This is a genomic window from Myxococcus qinghaiensis, assembly GCF_024198215.1.
Classification (GTDB): domain Bacteria; phylum Myxococcota; class Myxococcia; order Myxococcales; family Myxococcaceae; genus Myxococcus; species Myxococcus qinghaiensis.
Genome location: NZ_JAKCFA010000002.1, coordinates 1 through 14,280, shown reverse-complemented (window position 1 = coordinate 14,280; position 14,280 = coordinate 1). Strand labels below are relative to the sequence as shown.

Annotated in this window: 11 protein-coding genes; 5 read left to right on the top strand and 6 right to left on the bottom strand. The window is 62.9% G+C overall.

The genetic code is table 11. The features are described 5' to 3' along the window. Entirely contained in the window at positions 1-1,242 is a 1,242-nt protein-coding gene (locus LZ199_RS02790; RefSeq protein WP_253992076.1) for a GNAT family N-acetyltransferase, read from the top strand. Positions 1,243-1,291: 49 nt separating this feature from the next. After that, positions 1,292-2,635 carry a glycosyltransferase family 87 protein gene (locus LZ199_RS02785; RefSeq protein ID WP_253992075.1) on the top strand — a complete coding sequence of 448 codons (1,344 nt, stop codon included), beginning with the start codon at positions 1,292-1,294 and terminating at the stop codon, positions 2,633-2,635. Between the two features lie 27 nt (positions 2,636-2,662). Here LZ199_RS02785 and LZ199_RS02780 read toward each other — a convergent pair whose 3' ends face one another. Then, complete coding sequence (locus LZ199_RS02780) at positions 2,663-3,784, bottom strand: hypothetical protein (RefSeq protein ID WP_253992074.1); 1,122 nt, start codon at positions 3,782-3,784, stop codon at positions 2,663-2,665. 119 nt (positions 3,785-3,903) lie between these two features. Between LZ199_RS02780 and LZ199_RS02775 the strand changes: the two genes are divergently transcribed. After that, positions 3,904-4,521 (top strand): LURP-one-related/scramblase family protein, encoded by a 618-nt coding sequence (locus tag LZ199_RS02775; RefSeq protein ID WP_253992073.1) that lies wholly within the window; start codon positions 3,904-3,906, stop codon positions 4,519-4,521. Positions 4,522-4,559: 38 nt separating this feature from the next. Here LZ199_RS02775 and LZ199_RS02770 read toward each other — a convergent pair whose 3' ends face one another. The 3 genes from LZ199_RS02770 to LZ199_RS02760 form a co-directional block, all read right to left on the bottom strand. Continuing rightward, a complete protein-coding gene (locus tag LZ199_RS02770) occupies positions 4,560-5,636 on the bottom strand; it encodes an ATP-binding response regulator (RefSeq protein ID WP_253992072.1) in 1,077 nt (358 codons plus the stop codon). Next, positions 5,633-7,099, bottom strand: coding sequence for an ATPase domain-containing protein (locus tag LZ199_RS02765; RefSeq protein ID WP_253992071.1), 1,467 nt, complete (start codon positions 7,097-7,099; stop codon positions 5,633-5,635). The genes LZ199_RS02770 and LZ199_RS02765 overlap by 4 nt, the downstream gene beginning before the upstream one ends. A gap of 228 nt (positions 7,100-7,327) precedes the next feature. Then, a complete protein-coding gene (locus LZ199_RS02760; protein ID WP_253992070.1) occupies positions 7,328-8,836 on the bottom strand; it encodes a hypothetical protein in 1,509 nt (502 codons plus the stop codon). Between the two features lie 338 nt (positions 8,837-9,174). On the opposite strand from LZ199_RS02760, the gene LZ199_RS02755 reads away from it, so the two are divergent. Both LZ199_RS02755 and LZ199_RS02750 read left to right on the top strand, forming a co-directional pair. Then, positions 9,175-9,870, top strand: a complete 696-nt coding sequence (locus LZ199_RS02755) for a hypothetical protein (protein ID WP_253992069.1) — start codon at positions 9,175-9,177, stop codon at positions 9,868-9,870. Positions 9,871-9,872: 2 nt separating this feature from the next. Beyond that, positions 9,873-10,889 carry a hypothetical protein gene (locus tag LZ199_RS02750; protein WP_253992068.1) on the top strand — a complete coding sequence of 339 codons (1,017 nt, stop codon included), beginning with the start codon at positions 9,873-9,875 and terminating at the stop codon, positions 10,887-10,889. Positions 10,890-12,458: 1,569 nt separating this feature from the next. Here the strand turns inward: LZ199_RS02750 and LZ199_RS02745 are convergent. Beyond that, a complete protein-coding gene (locus tag LZ199_RS02745; RefSeq protein WP_253992067.1) occupies positions 12,459-13,634 on the bottom strand; it encodes a DNA methyltransferase in 1,176 nt (391 codons plus the stop codon). Position 13,635: 1 nt separating this feature from the next. Further along, positions 13,636-14,166, bottom strand: a complete 531-nt coding sequence (locus LZ199_RS02740; RefSeq protein ID WP_253992066.1) for a hypothetical protein — start codon at positions 14,164-14,166, stop codon at positions 13,636-13,638. Positions 14,167-14,280 lie beyond the last annotated feature (114 nt).

The following is a 14,280-nucleotide window of genomic DNA, read 5'->3' as shown; positions in this document are numbered from 1 at the left end:
ATGACGCTCACCCTGAAGTTCCACGCCTCCGTCAGCCACCTGAGCGATGAGGCGCTGGATGTCCTCACGTCCGAGTCGAGTGTGTTCTTCGGCCGGCGCTGGCTCCGGATGCTGGACGCGGTCGACCTCCCCTTCATGGTCCGGGGGGAGCTGTCGCTTCGGTATGCCATTGTCAGCCAGGGCGACGTCCCCGTCGCGCTGGCGCCGTGTTTCATCACCCGCAGCAAGAACATCTACACCCCCTACGCCCTGGAGAGCTTCTTCTTCAGCAGTTGGAAGAAGGGCTTCGCCAACGCGGGGGGTCTGAGTCGGGTGGCTGTCTCGGTGGCGGACCTCTACCACTCGATGGCGCGGCTCACGGGGGCTGGCATTGACGGAGGTGTCTTCGTCACCAGCCCGCTCAGCATGCGCAGCGGCATCATCTGCTCACCCCAGTCACCGGACCTGGCGCGCCAGGCTCGGGAGCTCATCCTCCAGGGCCTGCGTGAGCTGGCCACGAGCGAGCGGCTCCCCGTCTACTTCTACGGAGTGGATGGCGACGATGCAGCGCTGCGAGAGGCGCTCACCACGGCGTCGTTCCAAGAGGTCTTCATCTACGACGACAACGTCATCGACGTGCCGCCGGGTGAGAACCTCGACGCGTACCTGGGCCAGTTCAAGAGCGACGCCCGGAGGTTCATCAAGAAGGAGATGGCGAACGTCCGGGACGCGGGTGTGAGCTTCGAGCGCGTCTCGCGAATGGGCGAGCTGAGCGAGCTGCTGGAGCGGTTCTACGAGGTGACGTACTCGAAGTACGGCAGCGAGCACCTCCGCCACCCGCCCGCGTTCTGGTCCGCGCTGGAGCAGCACGTCACTCCCGAGGCCGAGGTCGTGGTGGGCTACCAGGGCGGCGAGCCCATCGGGTTCTCCCTGCTGCTGCAGAAGCACGACGAGGTGTGGTTCTACCGCGTCGGTCGCGCCGAGGCCGGTGCCTCCGAGACGCCGCTGTACTTCAACCTGGGCTTCTACGAGCCGCTGCGTCGGGCCTACGAGCTGGGCGCCCGGAAGCTCTGGCTCGGACCCAGCGCGTACGAGACGAAGCGCCGCCGGGGCGCGCGACGACATCCGCTCTACAGCTACCTGTGGATTCCGGGACGCTGGCCTCGCGCCGTTCTCCAGCCCTACGTGTCTGCCTATTCGCGGGTGAGCAAGGCCATGGCGACGGGCAGCCCTCAAAAGAACCGGATGCGCAAGACTCCCTGACCCGGAGGGAAGCAGTCGAAGTCGGGTGACAACGACGGGGGGACCCCACATGTCTGCCATTCAGAAGGCCGTGACTGGTTCGAGCGCCGCGCAGCCGTTCCTCCCGACCTGGGTCCTGGTGCTGTCGTTCGTCGCCTTCGTCGGGCTCGCCTTCACCGTGCGAGCGTTCGTCTTTCCGAAGGATGCGCTGGATATCGACTTCACGTCGTACTGGGCGGCGGCCCGGACGGCCTGGAGTGACGACGTCTCGCCCTACGGCACCGAGGCGCCCCGGCTCGCGAAGGAGCGCTGGCTGCCCGACTTGAAGGAGCCGGTGCCTCCCTTCATCTACACGCCGGCCGCGCTGATGCTGTTCGGCGCGGTGCAGTGGATGGAGCCGCCCACGGCCTCCCGGGCGATGATGGGACTGAGCCTGCTGGCGTTCGCGGCGATGATGCTGTTCCTCGTGCGCACGCTCGACCTGGGCCGCTCGCGCCGGGTCGCCTGGGCCAGTGGCCTCTACACCCTGCTCTTCGTTCCCGTGTACGAGTCCATCGGGCTCGGACAGGTCAATCTGGTGCTGACGCTGCTGCTGCTCTGCGTCTGGCACAGCCACCGGACCGAGCGAGCCCCGGTGACGGGTGGCTTCGCCGCCGCCCTGGCCGTCTTCCTGAAGCTGCACCTGGGTGTCCTGCTATTGCCCGTGCTGCTGCGCCGACGTCTGTCATTGCTGGGGATGTTCGCCGGCTCGCTCGTGGCAGGCGTGGGGCTCTCCGCGGCGGTGTTGCCTTCGAGTGTCTGGAGTGACTGGCTTCAGCACGTGGTGCGCGCCAGCTCCATCGTCCAGCTTCCGCCAGGAGTGCCGCCCATCGACGTGACGCGGAACCTGAGCATCCCGGGGATGACGGCGCGTTTCCTCGCCCCGAGCGGCCGGAGCCCGCTCTTTGACGCGCCGCCGTGGCTCGCGTCCACGGTGCCCGCGGTGCTGTGCGGCCTGGTGCTGGCGTGGACGGCCGTGGTGCTGTGGCGCTCCAGTCGCCTGCCCCAGTCACCTGAGCGCGCGGACGCGGAGATCTGCCTCATGCTGGCCGCGTCCTTCGCCATCTCACCGCTGTCCTGGGGACACCACCTGGTGTTCATCCTCCCCGTGCTGCTCCTGCTGCTGCGGCGCACGCTCCTGGCGCCGGGAACTCCGCGCCTGACTCGAGTCCTCCTGGGGCTCGCCCTCTTCCTCCTGCTGCTCCACCCGTACCTCCTCGGTCCGGTGGGACGCCCGGTGGCCATCGCGGTGGCCACCCTGCGCTCGCTCGCGGCGATCGGGGTGTGGGCCGCCGCGAGCACCTGGGCGTTGAGCCTGGCGCGGACGGAGACACGTTCCACGGAGGCCCTGGTGAGCGCCCCACCCTCTGTTTGAGGTGAGGCACCCAGGAGGACGTCTGGCTCAGCTGTCGAGCTGCTCCGGCGTGACGCAGGCCGCGCCGAGGTCCAGGTCTTCCAGCGGGATGCGCTGGATGTGCTCGCGAGGCTCGTACTTGGAATTGAGGCCGTCGCGGTACTTGTGCGAGCCGCTCTCGTACGTCACCCACAGCTCGCCATCGATGATGTTCACGCCCTGGGCATACGGGTCGATCAACCCGTTGCCGATGTCCACCCGCTTGTCGATGTTGGCCGTGAAGGAGTCCTCACTGGCCTCGAACGGCTGGTAGATGAGCTTCTGGTCGCCCGTGGTGAAGATGATCGCGCCGTCGACCACCGTCATGCCCTGCGCGCGGTCCGGCGCGCGGATGGGGCCCTGCCGCGAGTCCTTGATGAGCTCGCCGGTCTTCTCGTCGATCTTGTAACGCCAGACAGCGCCCGCCTTGCCATCGCCATCCTTGCTGTACCCGCCGATGTACGCGTAGCCGTCCTTCACCGTCATGAAGCTGCCAGCGGAGACCAGGTCCATGCCGGTGGCGGGGTCCTTCACGCCCTCGGGGAAGGGGACTTCCATCACCTGGGAGGCCTGGGCCACCGTCCCCGTCTTCGCCGCCCGCTCCAGCTCCTCGCGCGTGTAGACGTAGATGCCCCGGGTGTCGGAGACGTAGACGAAGTCGCCGTCCGTGGAGACACCACCGCCGTGCGTGGGCTTGCCCTCCTCGGGGTGCTTGGGGTCCGTCCCGCCGAGCTGGACCTGGAGCGACTCACTGCCCGAGTTCTTGTCCTGCACGGACAGCAACACGTCGTGGTCGTCGGAGTAGTACGTCGTGAGGACTTCACCGCGCTTCGCGTCGTACCCCTGGCCCTGGGGCGTCCAGCCCGCGTCCAGGTGCAGCAGCTCCGGACCGACGGGCGCCGAGCCGCTCGTGGAAGCCGCGGCAGTCGCCACTCGCGCGGAATCCGCGACTGGGGGCTGGGTGCTGATGCCCGTGAGATTGACGGGGCTGGGCCTGGCGGCGTCCAGGCCGTCCTTGAAGAAGGGCGTGGGGGCGGCTGGAGGCGTCGCGGGAACTTCGGCCGTCGGCGCCTTCGTGGCGTCCGTCTGGGCCGTGGTGGGGGCGACGCGGCGAGTAATCGAGGGGATCAAGAGCAGGCCTCCAGCCGGCGGGTCTTCCATTCTCTCAGAAAGGGGCCCGGGAGTTGCGTCCGCGCACCCTGCCCCGGTGGGCTTGGGCCCTCGGCCCCGGAGTTTGCTATGGGGGCCCCATGTCCTCCGCACTCCAAACCCGTTCCCCCAGCACGCTGGCCCCCGGCCGTTTCGGCCAGACGCGCTACATGATTCGCCGGAAGTTCTTCAAGCTGTTCGGCGGCGCCTTCCACGTCTACGACGAGGCGGGCAACCTCGCGTTCTACTCCAAGATGAAGGCCTTCAAGCTGAAGGAGGACCTGCGCATCTACGGCGATGAGGACATGCGCGAGGAGCTGCTCACCATCAAGGCCCGAGGCATCCTCGACTTCGGGATGACGTACGACGTGACGGACGCCATCTCAGGTGAGCGCGTGGGCGCGCTGCGCCGCAAGGGCCTGCGCTCCCTCCTCCGAGACCAGTGGCTCGTCCTGGACACGAACGACCAGGAGGTGGGGAAGATTGAAGAGGACAGCATGATGCTGGCGCTGGTGCGCCGCCTGCTCACCAACCTGGTGCCCCAGTCCTTCTCCGGCACCATGGGCACCACGCAGGTCCTCGCCTTCCACCAGCGGTTCAACCCGTTCATCCAGAAGATCGACCTGGACTTCTCGATGGACGACCGGCACGCGCTGGACCGGCGGCTCGGCATCGCCGCGGCGGTCCTGATGTGCGCCATCGAAGGCCGTCAGCAGTAGTCCCCAGGAGGGGGCTCGGGCGCGCGTCCTGGCCCCCTTCAAGAGCGCAGGGGCAGGCGGAGGGTGAAGGTGGAGCCCTCCCCCATCGAGGAGCGGGCGGACAGCGAGCCGCCATGCAGCCGCGCGAGCGACGAGGCGATGAACAGGCCCAGTCCATGGCCTCGTCCCTGTTGGTTGTCCGCCCTTCGGAAGCGGTCGAAGACGTGGGGCAACGCGACGGCGGAGATTCCCACGCCGTGGTCTCTCACGTGGATGAGGACCGCGCCGGGGTCCAACGACGTGCGGATGTCCACCTCGCGAGAGTCGCCGCGATACTTCACCGCATTCGACAGCAGGTTGTTGAGGATCTGCCGCGTCCGCTCCGCGTCGAAAGACAGCCGCTCCGGGGGCTCCTGCGCATCCAGGCGGAAGCTCACCTCCGGCTGGGCCTCGGTCCAGTCCTGGACGACCTCCTCGAGAAAGGGAACCAGCGGCGCGCGCACGCGCTGGAGCTCCAGCCTCCCGTCCACCAGTTGCGAGGCGTCCAGGATGGACGTCACCAATCCGTTCATCTGATGGAGCTGCCGCATCACGGACTCCACGGAGCGCTGCTCGTCGTCGGCGGCTCCGCGCTTGATGAGCTTGCGCAGCAGGAGCTGGACGTTGAGCGTGGCGGAGCTCAGCGGCGTCTTCAGCTCGTGCGCGACCCAGTTGAGCATCTCCTCGCGCGCGACTCCCACTGCGGCGGAATCACGGGGAGGCGGAGGGATGGTCGCCATGGCCCGCTCGTGACGGGACAGCGCGGTGCTGACGGTCCTCTCGAAGGTGGCCAGGTCCACCGGCTTGGCCAGGAATGTCTCCGCCTCTTCGCGCCCCGGTGGGCGCGCGGCGCTGAGCAGCACGAACGGCACGTCCGCCAGGGCGGGATCCGCGCGCATCGCATAGAACAGCTGCATCCCCGTGCGTCGGGGCATCATGTGGTCGCTGATGACCAGGTCCGGAGGCTCCGTGCGCGCGAGCATCAGGGCCTCCTCGCCATTGGTCGCTCGCACGACGCGGTGGCCCAGGTCTTCCAGCACCTCGGAGAACACTTCCAGGAGCGCCTCCTCGTCCTCGGCGATGAGGACCAGGCTCATGACTCGCTCCCTCCGATGGTCGACCCCACCGGACGGGCCTGGCCCGTGAGCAACCCCTGAGAGGAACGCACGGGGGCGAGCACCCTCAGGCCCGTGTCGGCCACCTCGAACTCGCGCAGGGTGTTGTCGTACTTGCTGTCCCGCATCTTGAGGATGGACAAGATGCGGTGCAGACGGCCGTGCAGCTCCACGAAGCGCAGGAGCAGCACGTTCTCCGCCAGGATGGCCACGGGCGCATCGTTGAAATCCAGCTCGGCGCCCACCACCTTGGAGACCTCGCGGGTGAACACCGACGTCACGCCCAGTTGTCGCAGGCGCAGCGCCAGTGCCGCCAGGAACACGCGGCGTCGCCCGCTCTCCATGATGGACAGCTCCAGCTCCGCCAGCCCATCCAGCACCACCCGCTTCACTCCGCGCTCCTCGATATGTTGCAGGATGCGCCGGACGAGGATGTCTGCCTCGGCTTCAGCGGGCAGCTCCTGGATGACTTCCAGCATTCCGGACTCGAATGCGGGCTGCATGTCCAGCCCCACCCGCCTGGCGCGGGCGATCACCCGCTGGGGCGAGTCGAAGAAGGAGACGATGAGGGATCTCTCCCCGCGACGCGCGCCGTCGAGCGCGAAGTACGACGCCATCAGCGTCTTGCCAATGCCCATGCTGCCGGCGATCAACGTGGTGCTGTTGGAAGGAAAGCCGCCGTACATCATGGCGTCCAGCTCCGGGAGCCCGAAGCCCATGCGCTCGTTTTCGAGAGGGGCGTCCTCCACGTCTGGCAGCGTCGCCTCCAGGCGAGGCAGGAAGTCCACGCCATCCGTGGTGATGCGCATGACGTGCTCGCCCAGCAGGTGCGGACGGCCGCGCAGCTTCATCACCTCCACGCGGCGCAGGCGCCGCGAGCCCTGGGCCTGGATGGACAGCCCCACGATGCCATCCATGGTGGTGGCTTCCGGCAGCTCCATCAAGCGAGGAAGCGGATACTCCGTGGTGAACAAGCCAATGCAGTTGAGCGCCGCCAGGCCGATGCCCAGCTCATAGAGGAACTCGCGCAACCGGGCCTCGTCCTGCCAGAGGTCGCGAATGGAGCGCAGGCCGTCGATGAAGAGCAGCCGCGCGCCGCGCTCGCGCACCGTCTGGAGGAGCAGGTCCCTGGCCTCCTTGGCGCCCCGCTTCAGCGCCGAGTAGGCGCTGATGAGGAACATCATGTCGCCCAAGAGCTCGGGCCGGTGGAAGGAGAAGCCCGACAGCGCGTCCATCAGCTTGTCATGGGGCTCCGAGGTGACGGTGGCGACCACGACGGGAATGCCGCGCGCCGCGGCCGCGAAGGCGACCTGGCTGCACAACACCGTCTTGCCGCTGCCAGGCGTGCCGGTGACGATGATGGACTGGCGAGCAGGCAGCCCGCCTGCCAGGAGCACGTTGAGACTCGGGATGCCGGTGTCGAAGTTCTGCGGCGGACTGGCCATTCAGGAATTCCGGGGAACGTGGGAGCACAGGCGTGGAGGGCCCGGGCCAGAAGATGTGCGCACGAGAGCGCTACGCGCAACCTGAGGGTGACCGGGGCGACTTGCAGCCTGAAAAACCGTTCGAGGATTCCGAATTGTTCACCAGTCAGCACCCACCTGCCCTCCAGGGCCGGGCACCGAGCCGGCGAACAGTGGGACGACACGCCATCCCGCCCCCTGGCCGCGGGATCAATCGTTCAATCCGAGTTCTCGGTTCTCCAGGGACGTCAACCGGGCGGCGTCGTAGATGCTGCGCAGGAGCGGATTGGAGATCTGCTCGCCGAAGAGGCGGTGGAAGGGAATGGCGTCCTTCGGGTCGTCGGGGTGCTCCTTCAGTGCATCCACGACCCACTTCTCGATCTGGTCGATGGTGAGGTCCTGGAGCTTCCCGGCTCCGGGGAGTTTCGAGCTGGGGAGCAGCTCCTTGAGCTTGAAGAGCAGGCCCACGAGGCCCTCGACGGCCTCGTTGCGCTTGTCGAGTTCCTCGACGGCGAGCAGGAAGCCGCCCTCGATTGCGCCGACGAGGCTGCCCATGGCCCGGGCCAGGCGCTGTGTCTCCTGTGACGGAGGGTTGGCCTGGGCCTGTGTCTCCAGCGTCTTCTGCATCTCGCTCAGCTTGCCCGTGACGAACGCGTGGAACGCCTCCTGGCCTTCGAAGCCAGGCTCCGTGAAGAGCGTGCGGGTGAAGAACTCGGAGAGCTTTCCGGCGCCCTGGCTGCCGATGGAGCCGGAGGCGTCATCCACCGCGGAGAGGATCGCGTCCGCGTTGCGTTGGAAGAAGCGGGCCGCCGCGGCGCGGGAGTCGGAGTTCTGTCCCAGGTAGCTGATGCTCTCCATGAATACCTGGAGGGACTGCTCGGTGGGAGGCTGGATGGCGCTGGCCGCGTCCAGGAGCTTGCCGAGCGCGGAGCCACCGCCCATGACGATGGGGTCGTCGAGGTTCTTGAGCAAGAGCGGAACGATGTCCGGGTGGCGTTCCAGGGACTTCTGGAGCTCGGCCGGGGGAAGCCCCGCGAGGGCCGTGGCGATGGCGACGGCGCGCGCCGGGTCCTCGGCGTTGCCGGCCGTCATGATCTCCAGTTCGCGCTCCACGTAGGCGTTGATGAGCTCGGGGTTTCCCGTTCCGGCGATGATGTTGGCCAGGGTCTCGTGGGTCTCTCCAGGCCAGGACCCGTTGCCAGGGGAGCCGACCGCCTCCGTCAATTCGTCGAGGGTGAGCGCGCCCGAGCGGTAGGCGGCGTCCACGGCCTTGGAGAGGAGCTTCTGGTCTTCAGGGCGCAGCTTCCCCGCCTTGTCGAGGAGGTTGCCGGCCGGAGCGCCGTATTCGAAGAGCATGTCCATGAAGGCCGCTTGCTGCGCGGGGTCTGGATGGGCCTTCAGCCACTCGGTGATGTAGGACGGGTCCTCGCGGTTCGTTGCGTTTTCGAGGGCCTTCCTCGCCGCGGCTTCTTCCTCGCGGCTCAGGACTGGGGCGGGTGTCGCGGCGACCTGGTTCGCGGCTGCAGTTGGATTGCCGAGGCTGGCCAGTGCACGCTGGGTCAGTGGGGCCCCCAGAAAGGCATCCACGGCGGCGCCTTTCAGGAGCGACCGCTCCGCGACGCTGTTCCCGGAAGTGCTCTTGGCCGCGGTGGACGCAGGCTCCTGCTTCTGGGTCGCCCCCACGTTCGTGCGAGGGTTTCGGTCGATGCGGGTGGACATGGCCAGCTCGCTCTCAGTGGCGAATGAATGCACTGCCACCGGAGTTGTCGACCCAGGGCGCGGACTTGTTTCCTCTCGCTGTCTGCCTTGCGGTGACAGGCTGTCCGGATGACGCAAGTCGTCAGACAATCATCCGAGCTGGTGGACAGCTTCGAGCTCGTTCCCGTCGGGGTCAGCAGTCCCGAGAGGGCTACTCCAGCCTTCACAGGCGAAGGACCGATCCTGCCGCGACCGGTATAGGGACACGACCCTCCATAGCTATAACTACCGCTGCGGGCGTATCGTCCTATCGTCCCTAAAAGCGGCAGCTAGTAGCGCCAGTGACTGAAAGAGGGTCCATGGCAGGTAACAGGCAAGAAGCCAGGAAGCGGTCGGTCGATAATCTTCAGCGGTTGTACACCGTCGCCATCAGCCTCGCCGTAACAGAGAGTCTTCGCCGAGTCATTACAGACCCCTCCGGGATGGTAGCAAGACCAGAGACCCAGCAGGTCCTCATGTTCTTGTGTCTCATCTCTACAGTCGTACCGTTCTACCACGGCGCAAACCGATATCTGGATGCAACATATGTGACGGGCGAGCGAACCGCCAAGGATGCCGCCCTTATGATCGACTTTCTTTTTCTTTTCATTGAAGGCCTCGCCTTCTTTGGACTTGCCCTTCTCATCAATCGTCCAGAGCCCTTCTTTACGACTCTTGCGGCACTATTGATCTTCGACGCCATTTGGATCGGGGTAACAAACCTGACGGCCAAGTCTGCAGCCGACAAGATGCTGGACTACCGCTCATGGGCAACAATTAACATTTTGGCTGCATTCCTCATCGCAATGCTTACATGGTCCAATGTGATCGACCCTCTATTCTGGAAGGCAACAGCCGCACGAGACGTAATACTCACCCTTATCGTCATCCTTCGCACAATCTACGACTACCACAAAGTATGGAACTTCTATTTCCCAGAACAGGAGACTGGTAATCCTCCGGACTTAGCTCTGATACCCGCTGCACCGATCACCACCACAGACAAACCAGGATAGCAATGCATTCTCTCGCCATCACAGTCAACACAATCAAGATAAACGAGATAGCCAACCTGCTACGCAATACAGCCATCGCAGGCGAGGAGGAGTCGGGCGAACATCGATTCCAATGGACGAAAAACTCCGAAACGCTCGCAAACGCCTACCTTGCCATCGTGGCGATCTGCCATCAAACAAGTCCATTGGGTGAGCGCAGACTTGAGGGCCACATCCACAATCAACCAAAATACGGATGGGACTACCTCAAAGAGAAGTTCCTCCTTTCGGCATTGGACGACGCTCGTTGGCACACCCCCTCGGGCTGGCAGTTAATCACTCCGGCCGATCTCTCCATGCTGTTTTCAGACTCAACCTCCGGCCTGACACTGAACCGCATTAACGAACGAGCCTATTTACTCAACAACCTGGGCGATCAACTCTCTACGATTGGGCTCGATAGCATCACTCAGCTTTTTGAGGACTGCGGCAGGCATCTCGCTGGAGACAACGGGCTTTTTGCAGTACTCAGGCGAACGGATGCCTATCGCGATCCAGCAGCCAAGAAGGCTCAATTTTTCCTCTCTATTGCAATCCAGGAGTGCGGGTGGCATCCCGTCGACCAGATCAGTCTTGCATCACCAGTCGACTACCATGAACTACGTGGACACCTAAGGATTGGCACGGTAGAAATTTCAGACACCTCACTGCGTGCGAAGATCGAACGCGGACTTACTTTGTCGGAAGAAGAGGATTCGGCGCTCAGGCTTGCCGTACAGGATGCAAACGGCCGCATAGCCAGTGCCACACGCACAACAACCAGCTCACTCCACTACCTGCTCTGGAATACCTTTCGCAACTGCTGCCCACGAGGCTCTTTAGCAACCCACTGCCAAGCATGCCCTCCGAGTTGTAACCTCCCCTCTCGGTATAAAGAAGCGAAGCCCGACCCACAGAAATGCATATTCTCTAGTCACTGCGACTCAGCCAACAAAATCAGTAAGCCGAATGAACCGCCCTACATGGGACACTACTACTAGCGCCGAGTTCAGTTGAGTTGAGGGATAGGCAATGGCGAAACTAAGCGGCGAGCTTCGCAAGCAGGGTGGCCGCGCGCAGCCACCGCACTGCTCTGACCAGCTCGTCGAGGGCGCGAGAGGCAAGCTTGCGCAGCTGCCTCTTCAGGTCGGCCCGGTGAACGTCAAGGTCGATGTCGCGTGAGCGGGTTCAGTCGATGCGCTTCAGCTTCTGTATCGCTGAGGCGAGGTTTGTCGAGGAAGACCAGACGCCGGACGCCCGTGACGATCATGTGCACGCAGAGGGCCAAATCACGAACTTCAAGCTTCAGTTGTATGGCCACACCAACGTAGACTTACTGCGTTGTCGAGTACCATACATCGTCTGAACCTACAGTCCACACGAAGTGAGGGAGAGCCACGGAAGCGGGGGACTCTCATTTCCTGCGACATCGCTTGAGAGACGACCAAGAGTCATCGCTCCTCGTGAAACGGGCATAAGCGAGACTCACAGTTGGCACAGGCTGCTCTGCTGCAGGGGTCAGCGCGAGCAAGTCTGTTCGATTTAGAACCAAAGACATACAAGGCTTGCTGAACAAGTCGAGGTGAATAACTCGGGAGGTCTGAACGAAATCTCTTGAGATCGATGGCGGTGGCCTGCGTGCGCACCCACTGAACATGAGACTCGTAACTGCTAGCGCTTTGAGGTCCACGGAGGCGCTGGATTGCTCGGGCCACATTGGTGTCGACAACTACTAAGTCTGAGCCATTAAAGTCAGGGAACCAGGGGGTCAGACCGGGAGCTAGAGCTGGCGTTGTTAGAGCGCTCACGAACATTGTGGCGAGTTTTCGGCCTACTCTGTAGACTGCGCTGAGTTGCGCCACCAGCCTCTCGGCGCGCGTTTGGGCGTTGGCCTCTTCCCTTTGCACCTCTGCTTTGATTGATGCAAATCCACCTGGCTTTATGAGATGGAGCCATGCAGATGTGGGTAATTTACCCATGTCCCCCATCCGCCTTAGCGTTTTCGAAGCTTCCTTGACGTGACAAGGTGAATTTGGGTGTGCATTACATGTAAACTCATCATCTGTTTTCCGGACACTGCACCAGCGGTCAAATGCGTCTGCAGATGAAATATGCTCACATGACGAGCTCCCAATAAGCGCACGAAGCTTACTCGACGAAATGAGACTCCTCGCGATTGCACTCGCCATTGTTCGTTGCTGCTCCATGATGACGACATCCCTACGTGCTTGGAACATCGCCATGGCAACGAAAAGGCGAAACAACGCTGGGTCTCTACCTGCCGCAAGGCTTCTTACGTCTACGGCGAAGCTGCCTACGCGCCCAGGGTCACAGTAATACGGAGTGGTGTTTGGGCCTTCCCAGCGACCATAGACATGCGCGAAGTACCAAGAAACAACCCTTAGAACTGCTTGAGCTGCGGGCGAGGTTGTCTCTGTAGATTTTCTGCTCACTATGGAATGCTCCTCGCTCCGGGCGTGAATTCGGGACTAGATCGTGAGCGACCAAGTCTTGCCCCTTTCTAAACTCACTGCACGAGCCGGCTAGTGGGGGCGGTCACTAGCTCTATCTCAGCCTGCCTTTGCTTTCCGGGAGTCGGCACCAGTAGAGCCCAAGCGACTGCTTACCTTGCGCTGCGCGCGACGCCTAAGAATAAGGACTCGGTCGAGCGGAGTAGCTCGCCCCTTTTTTTCTTCGCCCCATATCCGGGTCGTCTTTGATTTCTCATCGAAATTGTCTTGGTCGATGCGGACGAGGTCGAAAGGGACAACGCCCGAAACCTCCTCCCATACGCGCTCTGCGAGAGGAAGATGATTGCCATATTCCACTACATCGCCAATGACCAGCGCAACAGCCCCACTGGGCTTCACTACTTGCCCGGCGGAAAGCAAGAAGCTAGTCATGAATGAGAGGTACCGATCCAGCGAATCCGTGCCATCAAGGGCGCGATCCACAGCGATTGGCTCAAATCCTAGGAACCAGAGACGGAGCCAATTGAAGGCACCGTAGCGAAGTACCCCGAGATAGGGAGGGGACGTAACCACTGCGTCAACCTGGGAAATCCTGGCCGTCTCGAGGAGAACGGGAAGGCTAGTCGCGTTTCCCTGAAGTATGGTGGCTCGAGGACTCTCGGGAATTGGGCCCCCACGAAACAGCCAAACCACTCGTTCGCGAAGCTGGTGAAAGACGTCCACTGGAGGTTGTTTCAATCCATGTTTTCGAACGAACTTCTGGACGTACCCGACCGACATACTGAAGGTATTTGGCATATCGATGGACAGATATGCTGTACCACCGCCTTTCCGGAACTTGCCATGCATGATTCCCAACAGAGCGCCTCGCAAGAACAGGTCCTCCGGCGAATCACCAAGCTGTTCTTTCACGTAGACGAGCTGGGCTAGGGTCCTGGGATGGAAAAATGTATGGACTGCCTCTGGAACCGACTCCATATCGGCGCCTCCAGGATATTCAGAGGCAAGTTCACGCAGTCGCGTAAGAACATCCCGGGCCTCCACTGGCTGCGTCTTCGCCCGTGCCAGGGTAACTGCAAGCGGGTTTAGGTCAACTCCGACGCATGGGCGCTCAAGGAGCAACGCTTCAACTAAGCTAGTACCGCTGCCGCAGAAAGGGTCCAGGACAAGGTCTCCGCGGCGGGTAAGCGCTTGCAAAGCCTGTCTCGGAACCCTTGGTGGGAAACACCCAAGATAGCTACACATGCTGTGAAACGCGTGCTTCTTCTCGCCCATCCTATTCCTCGTCTTCCTCGCCCATCCGGCTTGAAGCACTGATGCTGTGAACCACGGTTTGAGCCAGCCGATCCAATTCTTTCTGCTGATAATCGTCGAAATCCTTCCCCTGAAAAGGGGGCGGCTGGCTTTGTTCTGAAAAGTATTTCGCCCAGGCGTAGAAGGCCACATACAGGAGAAAGTTGTTGCGCATCCTCTTCAGACCAATTTCTTGGTATCCGCCCCGCTCAAGGAGGTTGTCGAGGTGGCGATTGTTCATGTTTACGAATACCTTGGGATCCTTACCGTCGTCTTTGACTTCGGCAACCGAGTTTTCGCCCCAGCCGTACTCAGGCCACTGGTCCTTAAAGACAGCAATTGGGTCCGGAACCTGGACTTTCCCCTTGTTCTCGGTCCCTGTGGTCGGCTGTTCTTCTGCCTTCTCCACCTTGAGGGTGACTTTTGCACTGAGCTGGCGCTCATCTGGGGTAAAGAGGAATACGGTCAGCGTACCCTCATCACCAGCCTTGGCCTTAGCCGCAATGCCGTTCACTTTAGGAACGGACGCGACGTAGGGGCCTGCGGGAGCGTGCTCGACGGACCGGGCGGGGACGCTTCCGTGGGTAGCTGCTCATCTTGATTTTCACCGCACGCGGATACCGTCTGT

What these genes read in the sequence shown, in the direction of transcription:
- LZ199_RS02790 (WP_253992076.1), top strand. Translation starts at nt 1, where the DNA reads ATGACGCTCACCCTGAAGTTCCACGCCTCCGTCAGCCACCTGAGCGAT.
- LZ199_RS02785 (WP_253992075.1), top strand. Translation starts at nt 1,292, where the DNA reads ATGTCTGCCATTCAGAAGGCCGTGACTGGTTCGAGCGCCGCGCAGCCG.
- LZ199_RS02775 (WP_253992073.1), top strand. Translation starts at nt 3,904, where the DNA reads ATGTCCTCCGCACTCCAAACCCGTTCCCCCAGCACGCTGGCCCCCGGC.
- LZ199_RS02770 (WP_253992072.1), bottom strand. Translation starts at nt 5,636, where the DNA reads ATGAGCCTGGTCCTCATCGCCGAGGACGAGGAGGCGCTCCTGGAAGTG.
- LZ199_RS02765 (WP_253992071.1), bottom strand. Translation starts at nt 7,099, where the DNA reads ATGGCCAGTCCGCCGCAGAACTTCGACACCGGCATCCCGAGTCTCAAC.
- LZ199_RS02760 (WP_253992070.1), bottom strand. Translation starts at nt 8,836, where the DNA reads ATGTCCACCCGCATCGACCGAAACCCTCGCACGAACGTGGGGGCGACC.
- LZ199_RS02755 (WP_253992069.1), top strand. Translation starts at nt 9,175, where the DNA reads ATGGCAGGTAACAGGCAAGAAGCCAGGAAGCGGTCGGTCGATAATCTT.
- LZ199_RS02750 (WP_253992068.1), top strand. Translation starts at nt 9,873, where the DNA reads ATGCATTCTCTCGCCATCACAGTCAACACAATCAAGATAAACGAGATA.
- LZ199_RS02745 (WP_253992067.1), bottom strand. Translation starts at nt 13,634, where the DNA reads ATGGGCGAGAAGAAGCACGCGTTTCACAGCATGTGTAGCTATCTTGGG.